Origin of the sequence: Burkholderia sp. NLJ2 (assembly GCF_049487195.1) — a bacterium.
Classification (GTDB): domain Bacteria; phylum Pseudomonadota; class Gammaproteobacteria; order Burkholderiales; family Burkholderiaceae; genus Burkholderia; species Burkholderia pyrrocinia.
Map to the genome: position 1 here is coordinate 2,835,800 of NZ_CP137810.1, position 13,080 is coordinate 2,848,879.

General features: G+C 65.0%; 11 protein-coding genes. 7 read left to right on the top strand and 4 right to left on the bottom strand.

Features of this window, described 5'->3' with window-relative positions; all coding sequences use genetic code 11:
• Positions 1-32 precede the first annotated feature (32 nt).
• The gene (locus tag R9B84_RS35225; protein WP_423761974.1) at positions 33-284 is read right to left on the bottom strand and encodes a DUF4148 domain-containing protein; all 252 of its coding nucleotides are present in this window, start codon (positions 282-284) and stop codon (positions 33-35) included.
• A 297-nt stretch (positions 285-581) separates the two neighbouring features.
• Entirely contained in the window at positions 582-1,892 is a 1,311-nt protein-coding gene (locus tag R9B84_RS35230) for an alpha/beta hydrolase (RefSeq protein ID WP_423761975.1), read from the bottom strand.
• Between the two features lie 358 nt (positions 1,893-2,250).
• Between R9B84_RS35230 and R9B84_RS35235 the strand changes: the two genes are divergently transcribed.
• Both R9B84_RS35235 and R9B84_RS35240 read left to right on the top strand, forming a co-directional pair.
• Positions 2,251-3,540 (top strand): hypothetical protein, encoded by a 1,290-nt coding sequence (locus R9B84_RS35235; RefSeq protein WP_423761976.1) that lies wholly within the window; start codon positions 2,251-2,253, stop codon positions 3,538-3,540.
• A gap of 200 nt (positions 3,541-3,740) precedes the next feature.
• Positions 3,741-4,079: a 3D domain-containing protein gene (locus R9B84_RS35240; RefSeq protein WP_423761977.1), complete on the top strand. Its 339-nt coding sequence runs from the start codon at positions 3,741-3,743 to the stop codon at positions 4,077-4,079.
• 192 nt (positions 4,080-4,271) lie between these two features.
• Here the strand turns inward: R9B84_RS35240 and R9B84_RS35245 are convergent, their stop codons facing one another.
• Positions 4,272-5,675, bottom strand: coding sequence for a GntP family permease (locus tag R9B84_RS35245; protein ID WP_423761978.1), 1,404 nt, complete (start codon positions 5,673-5,675; stop codon positions 4,272-4,274).
• A 317-nt stretch (positions 5,676-5,992) separates the two neighbouring features.
• Between R9B84_RS35245 and R9B84_RS35250 the strand changes: the two genes are divergently transcribed.
• The 5 genes from R9B84_RS35250 to R9B84_RS35270 all read left to right on the top strand — a co-directional run bounded on the left by R9B84_RS35250 (position 5,993) and on the right by R9B84_RS35270 (position 11,732).
• On the top strand, positions 5,993-7,480 hold the full coding sequence (locus tag R9B84_RS35250; RefSeq protein WP_423761979.1) for a sigma-54 interaction domain-containing protein: 1,488 nt from the start codon (positions 5,993-5,995) through the stop codon (positions 7,478-7,480).
• A 54-nt stretch (positions 7,481-7,534) separates the two neighbouring features.
• On the top strand, positions 7,535-8,062 hold the full coding sequence (locus R9B84_RS35255) for a BON domain-containing protein (protein WP_423761980.1): 528 nt from the start codon (positions 7,535-7,537) through the stop codon (positions 8,060-8,062).
• 61 nt (positions 8,063-8,123) lie between these two features.
• Entirely contained in the window at positions 8,124-8,396 is a 273-nt protein-coding gene (locus tag R9B84_RS35260; RefSeq protein WP_082146193.1) for a hypothetical protein, read from the top strand.
• Positions 8,397-8,499: 103 nt separating this feature from the next.
• The gene (locus tag R9B84_RS35265; protein WP_423761981.1) at positions 8,500-8,799 is read left to right on the top strand and encodes an H-NS family nucleoid-associated regulatory protein; all 300 of its coding nucleotides are present in this window, start codon (positions 8,500-8,502) and stop codon (positions 8,797-8,799) included.
• 575 nt (positions 8,800-9,374) lie between these two features.
• Complete coding sequence (locus R9B84_RS35270) at positions 9,375-11,732, top strand: GNAT family N-acetyltransferase (protein WP_423761982.1); 2,358 nt, start codon at positions 9,375-9,377, stop codon at positions 11,730-11,732.
• 652 nt (positions 11,733-12,384) lie between these two features.
• On the opposite strand, the gene R9B84_RS35275 is transcribed toward R9B84_RS35270, so the two are convergent.
• Entirely contained in the window at positions 12,385-12,936 is a 552-nt protein-coding gene (locus tag R9B84_RS35275; RefSeq protein ID WP_423761983.1) for a hypothetical protein, read from the bottom strand.
• Positions 12,937-13,080: the final 144 nt, after the last annotated feature.

The window sequence follows — 13,080 nt, forward strand, 5'->3', positions numbered from 1 at the left end:
CGTAGGCATCGTCGAGCGCGCCGGACGACGGATTACTGGCCCGACTCCGACGACGCGCCGCGATCGCTGCCGTAGCCGGCGTCGTGCTGACGGGCAATCTTCGCTTCGGCGGAAACGATGCTGGCCGGATAAAACCAGTCGCTCGACTGGAAGCCGGCCTGCTTCAGCGCCTTCACTTCGGCGCGGACCTGCGCGCGTGTCAGCGGCTGATTCGACTGCGCTTGCGCGGCGAGCGGGGCCGATACGACCAGGGCAATGGCAACGGCTTGGATCAGACGCTTCATGATCGGGACCTCCAGGATTCCGGTGATTCGCCGCGCTTCGTTCGTCGAAGCGCCGGGCTACGTTGGACCCAGTGTAGGCCGGGGCGGACGTGCGAAAAATGCGATCGCGCCCAACGCAGTGTTTTGTTGCGGGCAACAATGGGCGGGCTGCGGCATGTCGATCGGGAGGATTGGCGCGAGGTGAAGCCGTGCCGGTCGCGGGAGGCCGGGCGACCGCAGAAGAGCGCAAACGAGCGCGCCCGGATCGAATGAAGATCCGGGTGCAATCCCGCCCGCATTCGTGCGGTCAGCGACGGTTCACGGCGAGACAGTCAAGGTGTTGCGCGTGGTGCAGACGACGCGTGACGCGACAGGCGCGTTGCCGACCTGCCAGTAGGTCGGGAAGCGCGCCCAGCCGGTGCCTGAGCGCGCGGGCGTGTTTCTGAGGAGCAGGTTCTTGATGTCCGCCAGGATGAGGGACGTGTCGCCGAAATAGCCGTGCGACGGAAAATCGTCCGGCAGCGTGGACACCACGTTGGCAATCCCAGGGACGACGACCTGGGGCTTGTCGCCGCAGCCGACGCGGGGATAGTCGTGGACGACGTTGGACGAGAGGCCGACGGCGAAATCGTACGGGGATAGATAGACCGTCGTCCGGTCCGACGACTTGACGTAGCTGTCGCCGAGTGCGCCGAACAATTCCCGATCGACGTCGGCAGCGGCCAGTATGATCTGGCCGAACTTGATGGATGAGGTAGCGGGGTCCGTCGCGAGCGCGTGGACGACGCGAAGGAGTGCGCGATTGCCCATGCTGTGAGCGATCAGGTGAATCTTGCGGCCCTGCGCGACGCGAGCAGCAATGTCGATCAGGAATTGCCTGAGAAATATCTCGCTGGCGTCGACCGTTGCTTCATCGACGGTGTATTTCAATGGATCGTGCAGCGCCGGCCAGGAAAACAGCATCATGTGATTGGGCGGGACGTCGAGATCCGCGCCCAATTGGGCCGCGCGTATTGCTGCATCGTCGAACGGATTGTTGTACCCGTGGACGTAGACGACGACATAGCCGTCCTGCGGCCCGGTGACCGGGCCCAGCGCCCGGCGGGCCAGCGAGAGGAACGCGTCGCGGTCCGCCATTTCGTCGATCTTCTCGATCTTGAGCAGCGGATCGGTTCCGGTCATGGTTCCCCACCACGAGCCTTGCGAGCCGATGCGATGATGTTTCGGAATGGAAACGAATACGCGACCGTAATGCAATTCCCGATCGCGTTCTCCGGAGTAGGTGGTCGGTACTTTGTTCGCCGGCCCGTAAACCGGCTTTCGATTGGTTCCGTACAGGACCGGATAAAGCGCCGGTTGCTGGCTGGATTGATTATCGATCGTCAGCTCCGGTGTGCCCGAACCATAGTAACCCGCAAGGTTGTTTCCCGATGGCGGCGCGGGCAAGGTGGCGCATCCTGCCAGTGCCAGTGCGGCGAAGCCCGCGATCAGGCCCCGCATCCGCCGGAATGGCGCCGCCCATGCATTGAGGGGCGTCGACCGACGTGTCAGGTTTTGCGTGTCGGCACGACGAACGTTGCGTACAGAGCGCTCTTCCCCGGCGCGCTGCCTGGTTTCGTTTTTGTACACGATATGCCCCGGTTTCTTATTGTTCGAAAGCTCGATCGTTGCAATTTTCTATGGCGTGCGGCATGACGCTTCTTCGTCTTGCGCCAATATAAAAGAGCGGCAACGAAAATGCCAGACGGAATACCCGGGGGGTATTCCGCACGCCGGATGACCGGGTTTTCCATCAATCACGTCGATACGCGAAATCACGTGTTGGTGTGTTGTCGTGCCGTTTGTGCCGTATGCGTGAGGTAACGGATGGGCAGAAACGCGACGTGCGTTCGCTGGCGATGACAATTGACTTTTATCGGCGACCTCCTAAGCTCAAGCAATCTGAAATTGCTGTTCACGTTCAAAAGAAGCACAACGGGGATTCATCGTGAACAAGAAAGCAATCTGGCTGCGGTCATGCATTGCCGGTACGGTTGTCTTCGCGGGGTGCACGTCGCTCGATTTCGGCGGGATGTTGCCGCCGATCGTGCCCGCGACGGATGCGCCGCCACGACAGGCTTTGCAGATATACCGGTCCACTTTCGTCGAAGTGCTGCGCCGGGACGCCGAATTCGCCTATGTGTTGCCGCAGGCGGCCGTTGCGCAGACGACGGGTCGAACGGTTCAGCAATTGCAGGCGGCAACGCCCGACGGCGGACTTTCGCGTAGCCTTCCGCGCGAATCGGCGAAGACGTTCGATGCGTTCAGGACGGCGATCGAAGCGGGCGCCGACGCGCGGGTTCCGGCGGTGATCCGTGGCGATCCGGTCTACATCGCATTCCGGTCGGCAATGATCAAATCGGTGGCGGCGGCACAGACTTCGCTCGCGTTTGCGGCCGGCATCAACGGCGCCGACAAGCAAGTGGCGGAGGTGCAGGCCTATTCGCCGAACCTGAAGGTCAGCCTCGGGGAATTGAAGGATTTTTCCGCCAGGATCAGTCGCGCCCTATTGCGGCCGATGCTTCGCGCTCCCGTGGAAAGTGCAGATTCGAAACACGATAACGTATTTGCCGCCTATTTCTCGGCGTATTACGACGGGAAGTTTATCGATCGCTTCGGGCAGAAGATATCGAAACCCGCATTGAAATTGCCTGACCTGGGCGGTGCGCAGGGTATCGATCTTTCGATCACCGTTTCCGATGCGGACATATCGGGTGCGCTGACGGTGCTCGTCGAATACCTGGCCGATCTTGTCGATACGACGCCGGTGTTCGGCGTCACGTCGACGGCGAATGGCGCCAGCACCGTGACCTACTACCCGGGGGGCAGCGATGCGGAACCGACGGCACTCGTTTCGAAGGTCGCCGCCTATAAGGACATATCCGCCGGCTGCGGCGTGACCGCGAAGAACGCGAAGGTTCTCGGATATGTCGCAAAGGGAGCGGGTGATGTCGCGCAACTCGAGAACGGGCTGATCGCGCAGAGCGCCGGCGGTTTCGGCGTATCGCTCGGCATCTTCGGCAAGATTTCGGTCGGCGACAACCAGACCCTCGGAACGGCCATCAAGGCCATCAGTTCGCGTGCGGCGATGCGAATTGCCTTCGCGTCGGCCTATCTCGCCCTCGAGCAATATTCCGCGAGCAATCCGTCTGTTGCTGCGACACAGAACTTCTTGACCGGCGCACTCGAAGCGCCGGACCCCGCAGGGCCGAATGGCTATCTGGATTTTTCGAACTAGGTTCCGGTTTGACGACGCGACAAGGGAATGGAGATGGCGAACGACATCATTGACCTGCCCGGCTTTTCTGCACGACGGGGTGGAGCATCACGGGCTATTACCTGCCGGCGGAAGCGGATTTCCAGGACCCTGCCAGCCCTGCTTCAGTGACGGGATGGGGCGAGGATTCGTTTCCCGCCAAATTCCTCGACGCCTGCAGGATGGAGGGATGGGGTGAAACGCGACACGGCTGGTTTCTCGGCTGGTCGGGCGGCCACTGGGTGAAATCCGATTTCGCGAAGGATGCGCGCGACGGGCATCTGGAAATCGGCTGCGTGGCGGTCGACGTTCACGCGATTCAGCTTGGTACGGTGCTTCGCATTCCGACGGCGCCTGCACCGTGGTGCGACCGAATCTTGACTGCCGCCGATACGGGCGGCGGAATCAAGGGCAAGCACATCGACATCTTCTGCGGATTCGGCGATGCGGCGAGGAAGGAAACCTATCGGGTGACGGCCGGGAGCGGCACCGTTTGCGTGTCGGCCAATGCCGCGCTGTAGGTGGGCCGGATTGCGTCGATGATGCGGGGCCTGTCGTGCGATGGCGCGAGCGGGCCGGGCGGGTTGCGCGGATTGCGCCGACAGGCGGGGCCGCCGCGGCGGTGGCCGGCTCTCGCGAGCCGGTTTCGTGAAGGTCGATCGAGCATGCCCGATCGACCTTCACGCGAAGCGCGGCGGGCCGGCGCTTCCGCGTTACACGAGCCCCGTCGTGTAATACACGGCGATCACGAAGAACACCGCGAGCGTCTTGATGACGGTGACCGCGAAGATGTCGCGATACGACTCGCGGTGCGTCAGGCCCGTGACCGCGAGCAGCGTGATGACCGCGCCGTTGTGCGGCAGCGTGTCCATGCCGCCGCTCGCCATTGCGACGATCCGGTGCAGCACGTCCATCGGAATGTTGGCTGCCTGCGCACCCTTGATGAACAGGTCCGACATCGCGGCGAGGGCGATGCTCATGCCGCCCGACGCCGAGCCGGTAATGCCGGCGAGCGAGCTGACCGACACGGCCGCGTTGACGAGCGGGTTCGGGATGCTTTTCAGCGCATCGCCGACGACGAGGAAGCCCGGCAGCGCGGCGATCACGCCGCCGAAGCCGTATTCCGACGCGGTGTTCATCGCGGCGAGCAGTGCGCCGCCGACGGCGGCTTTCGAGCCGGCCGCGAAGCGGTCGCTGACCCGATTGAACGCGGTCAGCACGACCAGCACGATGCCGAGCAGCAGCGCGGCCTCGACTGACCAGATCGCGACGACGGTCTTGATCGACGTCGTCACCGGCGTGTGCACGCCCGGCAGCACGTCCGGTGCGACCGTGTACGACGCGGCGCCGTACCACTGCGGGATCAGCTTCGTGAACAGGAAGTTCGACACGCCGACGAGGATCAGCGGCAGGATCGCGAGCGCCGGGTGCGGCAGCGACGTTGCCTCGACGCGCTCCGGCTCGTTGACGAGCGACGTGCCGTAGCCTTCGCCCTTCGCCATCGCCGAGCGGCGGCGCCATTCCAGATAAGAGAGGCCGACGGCGACGATGAACAGCGAGCCGATCGTGCCGAGTGCCGGTGCGGCCCACGCGGTGGTCTTGAAGAACGTGGTCGGGATGATGTTCTGGATCTGCGGCGTGCCGGGCAGCGAATCCATCGTGAACGAGAACGCGCCGAGCGCGATCGCGCCGGGCATCAGCCGCTTCGGAATGTTGCTCTGGCGATAGAGTTCGGCCGCGAACGGATAGACCGCGAACACCACGACGAACAGCGACACGCCGCCATAGGTGAGCAGCGCGCACACCGCGACGATCACCGCATTCGCGCGCGAGCGGCCGATGTAGCGGATCGCCGCATGGACGATCGACTCGGAGAACCCGGACAGTTCGATCACCTTGCCGAACACTGCGCCGAGCATGAATACCGGGAAATACAGTTTGACGAAGCCGACCATCTTCTCCATGAAGATGCCGGAGAAGACCGGTGCGACGGCGGCGGGTTCGGTCAGGAGCACCGCGCCGAGTGCGGCGATCGGCGCGAACAGGATCACGCTGTAGCCGCGATACGCGGCGTACATCAGGAACGCCAGCGCGGCGAGGACGATCACGAAAGACAAGGGGAGTCTCCTAATGGCTTTGATAGTTGTTCGATCGCGCGACGTGTCGCGGACCGGCTCAGGTTCGTGCAGGTTTCGTGCCATCGGCCGGATTGCGCCGCCGGACGTGGGTCCGCCGGAGACCGGCGGGGCCGCGCCGGTCCATGTCTGACGATTCTACAGAAAACGTCTCGATCCGGAGACGATATGGCCATCCGGCCAGCCCGCAAAATCGGGCAGGGCTTTCCCGGACAACGCATTGTGGCGTGTCTCCGGAATGAGATAATCCGTCTCGTTCCGGAGACATCCGGCCGAAAATACACGGAGACGAAGACACGATGATGAATGACTGGGCCCGCTTGCCCGTCAACTACGGAGACGTGCTGCGGCGTGCCGCCGAGTCGCTGTTCCGGACCTTCGAGGATTCGAGCGCGGGCACGGTGGTCGTCGATCGCGACGCGCGCGTCGTGTGGATGAACGAGCGTTACGCGGCGCGCTTCGGTTTCGCCGATCCGCAGCAGGCCGTCGGCCTCGACTGCGAGGCCGTGATTCCGAACAGCCTGATGCGCGAGGTCGTGTCGACCGGGCAGCCGATCCTGCTCGACATCATGGAGACGGGCCGCGAGCCGCTCGTCGTCACGCGCCTGCCGCTGAAGAACGAGGCCGGCGAGACGGTCGGCGCGATCGGTTTCGCGCTGTTCGACCAGTTGAAGACACTTACGCCGATCTTTTCCCGCTACGCGCAGCTTCAGCAGCAACTGATCGCGACGCAGCGTTCGCTCGCGCAGGCGCGCCGCGCGAAATACACGTTCGCGAGCTTCGTCGGCACGAGTGCCGCGAGCCTCGAAACCAAGCGCCAGGCGCGGCGGGCCGCGCAGGTCGATTCGCCAGTGCTGCTGCTCGGCGAGACGGGCACCGGCAAGGAACTGCTCGCGCATGCGATCCACGCGGCGTCGGCGCGTGCGCTCCAGCCGCTCGTGACCGTCAACGTTGCCGCGATTCCCGACACGCTGCTCGAAACCGAATTCTTCGGCGCGGCGCCCGGCGCGTACACGGGCGCCGACCGCAAGGGGCGCATCGGCAAGTTCGAGCTGGCCGATCGCGGCACGCTGTTTCTCGACGAGATCGGCGACATGCCGCTGCCGTTGCAGGGCAAGCTGCTGCGCGTGCTGCAGGACAAGGAGTTCGAGCCGGTCGGCTCGAACCGGATCGTGCGCGCGGACGTCCGGATCATCGCCGCGACGTCGGCCGACCTGCCGGCGCTCGTCGAAGCCGGACGTTTTCGCGCGGATCTCTATTACCGTCTCAACGTGCTGACGATCCACGCGCCGCCGCTGCGCGAGCGGGCGTCGGACATCGCGGCGCTCGTCTATGCGACGCTCGAGGAACTGGCCGCCCAGCACGGGCGTGCCGCGCATTGCGAGCTGACCGACGATGCGCTGCGGATGCTGTGCGCATATCCGTGGCCGGGCAACGTGCGCGAGTTGCGCAATACGCTCGAACGCGCGCTGATGCTGTCGGACCGTTCGGTGATCGATGCGCGCGCACTTGCGCCGTTCCTCGGGCCGGTGCGCGTATCGACGGACGGCGCGACCTCGACGCCGAGGATTGCCGCGGCACCGGTCGAGCGGGGCGCGGGCGACGCGACCGGTGCATCCGGTGTGCCGGTCGCTTCGTATGCCGATGCATTGGCGGCGTGGGAGCGTCAGTTCCTGACCGACGCGCTGGCGGCCTGTGACGGCAAGGTCGTGGAAGCGGCCGCGCGTATCGGGATCGGCCGCGCGACGCTGTACAAGAAGCTGGCGGCGTTGGGTATCGACCGGTAGGCCGATCGGCGATGCCGATGCGGTCGGACGTGAAGCATCGAACAGGAGATCACGATGACGCGGATCGGCATCGCAGGGTGCGTGACCATGTTGCTGGCGACCGCCGCGTTCGCGCAGTCCGGCGACGCGAACGCGCCCGAGGCGCGGCGCAACTGGTACAACGATCCGTTCATTGCGCTGTCGCAGGACGTGGCCGAATGCCCGTTGCCGCTCGGCCCATGGATGACCCGCGCCGAGATGACGGACGACGCGCATTACCGCGCCGAACGCGGGACGACCTGCTGGCTCGCCCACCGCTGCACGAAACCGAACTCGTATATGTATGACGCGGAGATCGGCGATGCCGCAAAGGCGCACTTCGCTGGCACCGATCGCCTGCACGGTACGAGCCTGTGGATCACCGTGCAGCGGCGTTTTATCTATGTCGAAGGATGCGCGGATACGGCGTTCGATCGCCAGGCGTTGCAACGCGAACTCGAGGCGCTTCCGGACGTCGAGCAGGTGTTCGTTCGCATCACCGACGATCCGCGCCGGAGCTTGCCGTACAAGGCGCGCGGGCAACCTGGCCGCGCGCCGAACTGACGACGGAAGGGCCACGCATGGCATACTCGCGACATTCAAAAAATGGTTGACGGGAAGAACAATGAAACACATGCTTGCGTCGGTCGGTCGGTGGCCTCGGGCGGCCGGATTGGTGGCTCTGGTTGCAGCGCTCGGCGGGTGCGGTGGCAGCGCGCCGCTGTTCACGTCGGACGGGCGTCCGACCACGCAAGTGCAATGCACCGGCAGCGGCTGGAGCAACTGCACGGACAATGCCCGGGCCATCTGCAACGGGGATTTCGAAGTGATCCAGCAATCGACTGATGACGCCTCGCGAAACCTTCTCTTCGCATGCAAGAAGAAAAGCGGTTATTGATCCCGACATGACCGGCTGAGGAGACCACGATCGGGCGAAGCGCTTTTCTGTTTGCTTAGAGTCACCTATTTTTCACGAATAACACTCACGGAGTCCCATCCATATGGCGACCTACAGGCAACTGACCGCGCAGCTCGAACGGCTTCAGCAAAAGATCGACAAGGAACGCGAAAAGGCGATTGCCGACGCGATTGCCGATATCCGCGCGAAAATCGACGAATACGACATTACGCCGGAAGAGCTCGGTTTTCGTCCGGTGGGGGCTGCCGCGGCTACCGCGAAGCCGAAGCGTACGTTGCCGCCGAAATACCTGAACCCGAAGACGGGCGAAACCTGGAGTGGCCGCGGGCGGGCGCCGGTGTGGCTCGGCAAGAACCGCGCACGTTTCCTGATCAAGGACTGACTCCCGAAAAGCCTCACCTTTCGTGCGTTGACTGACGGTGCGAGCGGCCACGCGGCCGCCGCACCGTTTTGTTTTTGTGCCGCTGCCGTGCAATTCCCGTTGACGAATGGAAGTGCAATGCCGCGCGATTAACGGATCCCGTTTTGCGAATTCGCCGCGATTCGGCTGACTATCGCGGTCAATTGCGGTAAACAACCGTGCAATTGCGCAGTGCATGCGCATTGGCATTCGCGATTTCCGAGGTGCAGATGCGCCGCGGATTCCCATCACCTTTCGCGCGCTTGCGCGTTGTGTCGTGCAATTCCCGAAGATACTCACCATGGCTCCTGTAAATCCTCACCTTTGAGGAAGCGGCGGCAGCGTCGCGCCGCGTTGCTTGCGGCATGCTGCGATGTCGGGCCGCGCCTGTATTGCAGGTCCATGGTGCGAGCGTTGACGTTCGTCGGGTAGTCGGCCGTTCGGCATATAGGCAGCCGCATGCGCTTCGCCTATGCTTGGGGTTCGCGTCGAGCGGCGCACGGCCCGTCCGTGCCGTATGCCGCTCGGGTCGTCTTTCGTTACCGCAGGGAGCCGATGTGACCGTTCGCCATCTCGATGCGTTGTTCCAGCCCAAGTCCGTTGCGGTCGTCGGCGCGTCGTCGCGCGCGGGCAGTATCGGCGCGATGGTGTGGTCGCGCGTGCTCGACGGCGCGTTCGACGGGCCCGTGTGGCCCGTCAATCCGAAATACCGCGAGCTGAACGGGCATACGGTCGTCTCCGACGTCGATCGGCTGCCCGCGCCGCCGTCGGTAGCCGTGATCTGCACGCCGCCCGCGACCTGGGCCGGCATCGTGCGCAAGCTCGGCGAGCTCGGCACGCGCGTCGCGGTGATCGTCGGTGAGGCGCGCACGGACGCCGATCTCACCGCGCTCGATCGCACGCTGAAGGCGGCAAAGCCGTTCGTGCTCCGTATCGTCGGGCCCGGCAGCCTCGGTGTGCTGTCGCCCGCGCGGCATGCGCATTTCGGCGCACCGGCCTATACGGCGCGCTCGGGCGGCGTCGCATGGGTGTCGCAATCGAACGCGTTGACGAACGCGGTGCTCGGCTGGGCCGATGCGCGGGGCCTCGGCTTTTCGCATGTCGTCGCGCTCGGCAGCGAGTCCGACGTCGATGCGGGCGACGTGCTCGATTATCTTGCGAGCGATCCCGGCACGCGCGCGATCCTGCTCGAACTCGATACCGTGCGCGCGGCGCGCAAGTTCATGTCGGCCGCGCGCGCGGCCGCACGCAACAAGCCGGTGCTCGCGTTGCGCACCGGGCGCGCCGATCCCGGCGATGCACTCTATACGGCGGCGTTCCAGCGCGCGGGGATGGTGCGCGTCGATGCGCTCGACGATCTGCTCGACGAGATCGAGACCCTCGGCGTCGGCCGTGTCTCGGCGCGCGGCGCGGCGACGCTCGTGACGAGCGACGCGGGCGTCGCGAAACTCGCGGTCGATGCGGTCGCGGAGGTGCGCGTCGGGCTGGCCGACTGGTCGCCGGCGGCAACGTCCGCCGTATCGGCCGCGCTGCCGCACCTGACTGCGCCCGGCAATCCGCTGACGCTGGGCGACGATGCGCGCCCGGAGCACTTCGCCGCGGCGATCAAGGCGCTCGCGCCGTTCCCGCAAACAGGCACACTGTTCGTCGTCCATTCGACGTCCCACAGCGCGCCGGCCGATTTGGTCGCACGCACGCTGATCGAATCGCGACAGCACGCGCATCGCGGCATCCTCGCGTGTTTCTTCGGTGCGGTCGACGCGGCGACGCGCGATGCGCTGCACGCGAACGGCATTCCCGTGCACACAACGCCGCAGCGGCTCGCGCGCGCGTATGCGCGTCTCGTCGACTACAGCCTCGGGCGGCAACTGCTGATGCAGACGCCCGAGGGCACGCCACTGCAGCCCGCCGAGTGCGTTGCGTCCGCACAGGCCGACGCGCGCCGGATGGTCGAAGCCGGCCAGCATGAACTGGCCGGCGACGCCGCGCTGCGCTGGCTGTCCCATTTCGGCCTGCAGGGCGAGCAGGCAGGCGAGCCGGCCGGCGCGAAAGTCGTCGATGTCACGGTCGACATGTACGACGATTCGAACTTCGGGCCGGTGTTTCGCTATGCCGTGCCGCCTGCGGACGGCGTGTCGGCGCCGTTCGTCGTCTACGGCCTGCCGCCGCTGAACACCGTGCTCGCCCGCGCGGTGATGGAACGCTCGCCGTATGCGCGCAGCACGCCCGTCGAGCCGACGCTCGATGCGTTGACGGCGCTGTCACAGGTCGTCTGCGACGTGCGCGAAGTCGTCGCGATGTCCGTCACGCTGCGCGTGTTGTCCGACCGCGCACAGGTGATCGCGCCGCGCATCACGCTGGCGACGGGGCGCAGCCGGCTTGCGATCATGCCGTATCCACGCCACCTCGAGCAGACGCTCGAGTGGCGCGGCGAGACGGTGACGATCCGTCCGATCCGTCCGGAAGACGAGGCCGCGCATAACGAACTGCTCGGCGCGATGACGCCGGACGATCTGCGAATGCGTTTCTTCGGCGCGGTGCGCAGCTTCGATCATTCGCAGGTGGCGCGCATGACGCAGATCGACTACGACCGTGAGATGGCGTTCATCGTGTCATTCACCGATATGTCGGGGCGTGACCATACGCTCGCGGTCGCGCGCGCGGTCGCCGATCCCGACAACGAGACGGCGGAGTTCGCGATCGCGGTGCGGCCCGATCAGAAGGGCAAGGGGCTCGGCCGGCTGATGATGACCCGCATCATCGACTACGCACGTTCACGTGGAACCGCTTGGATGATCGGCGAGGCGCTGCGCGAGAACTCGGCGATGATCTCGCTCGCGAAGTCGTGCGGTTTTGCGGTGTCGACGACGGAGGAGCCCGGCGTAGTGGGCTTCAGGATGAAGTTGCAGCAGTAGCGTCTGCCTGCCGCGTGAAGCGCGGCGCCATTGTATGCGGTCGATCGCGCCAAGCCTTCGCCGCGTTGCGCATCCGTTCATTCAGGGGTGCAAAGCATTCAAGCCGGTCTCTAGTACGAAGCGCCCAGACGTATCGGGGCCGTTCGCTTTGGCGATATCGATGCCCGCATAGCTTCAGGAGGCGCTTGTTGCGTGCCGCGCTATCCGCTCCGCACGGCCGTTTCACGCGGTGTGTTCACGTGCATTCGCAACCGCATTCCGGCCTCGCCGATTCGGAATCACCACAAAGGTGAGACTTTTCGGGAGCCGCGAGTGAGCTTTTCCGGGGAAGCGTGGTGAGCCGATACGGGAGCGTTCGGTGAGCCTTCCCGGGAGCGGCCGGTGAGCGCCTGCGGGAGGCGCTGGTGAGCCTTTCCGGGACGCGTTGGTGAGGGTCTGCGGGAGGCCTCGGTGAGGACATTCGGGAGACTTTGGTGAGGGTCTCCAGGAGCCTTGGGTGAGCTTTTTCGGGAGGTGCTGGTGAGCGCTTGCGGGACACCAAGGTGAGACTTTTCGGGAGCATGCGGGCGCACGGCTCCCGCGAGCGCGGCGCCGGCCAATGCCGGCGCCACACACGGGTGCGGGCACGCATGAACCGTGCCCGCGCTCAGATTCAGGCAGCGAGTTTCGACGCCGCGTCGTTCACCTGGTCGCGCGAAACCGCGAGTTCCTCGAGGTGCGGATCGGCATAGACGGCGCCGGTTTCGCGCTCGAGGCGGGCGATCGTCAGCGCGCAACGCGCGGTGTCCTTCGGCATCGCGATGAAGCGCTTGACCGACTCGCCGGACGTGAATGCTTCGAACAGCGCGCCGCGCACGTCGTCCGGAAGCGTCTTGGTCCACTGGTACGGCTTGCCGTTGAACGTGATCGACGGCGGCAGCGTGCGTTCCTTCTTGGTCGCGGTGATGAGCCCGTAGGTGCGGGCCGCATCGCCGATCTGCTCGGGCGAGAAGAGTTCGTCGGGCGTGATGTCGAACTGCTCGATGTAGTTCTCGATCGCCTGCATCGCGGCGGTACGATCGTCGCGCTTCTTCTGCGCGCGCGCGACGATATCGCGCAGCTCGTCCGCCTCTTCGGGCGTGATCGTGAAGCTTGCCTGCTTCTGCTGAAGTTCGGAGAAACGCTGGAATTCTTGATCGTTCAGAAGTTTGGCCATGACATCCATCGGACACGACAACCGTGACAACCGGCCGCCGTAGTTTTTGAGAGGGCCGCTATTCTAGCGTAGCGTCGTGAGCGCACGATATGGCATCGCGCATCGCGCACTGCACAGGTGTCGCGTGCGACCGGGCCGGCGCTACTGCGCCGG

Coding starts and splice junctions, on each gene's coding strand:
- R9B84_RS35275 (WP_423761983.1), bottom strand. CDS start 12,936: ATGGATGTCATGGCCAAACTTCTGAACGATCAAGAATTCCAGCGTTTC.
- R9B84_RS35250 (WP_423761979.1), top strand. CDS start 5,993: ATGATGAATGACTGGGCCCGCTTGCCCGTCAACTACGGAGACGTGCTG.
- R9B84_RS35265 (WP_423761981.1), top strand. CDS start 8,500: ATGGCGACCTACAGGCAACTGACCGCGCAGCTCGAACGGCTTCAGCAA.
- R9B84_RS35260 (WP_082146193.1), top strand. CDS start 8,124: ATGAAACACATGCTTGCGTCGGTCGGTCGGTGGCCTCGGGCGGCCGGA.
- R9B84_RS35255 (WP_423761980.1), top strand. CDS start 7,535: ATGACGCGGATCGGCATCGCAGGGTGCGTGACCATGTTGCTGGCGACC.
- R9B84_RS35225 (WP_423761974.1), bottom strand. CDS start 284: ATGAAGCGTCTGATCCAAGCCGTTGCCATTGCCCTGGTCGTATCGGCC.
- R9B84_RS35240 (WP_423761977.1), top strand. CDS start 3,741: ATGGAGGGATGGGGTGAAACGCGACACGGCTGGTTTCTCGGCTGGTCG.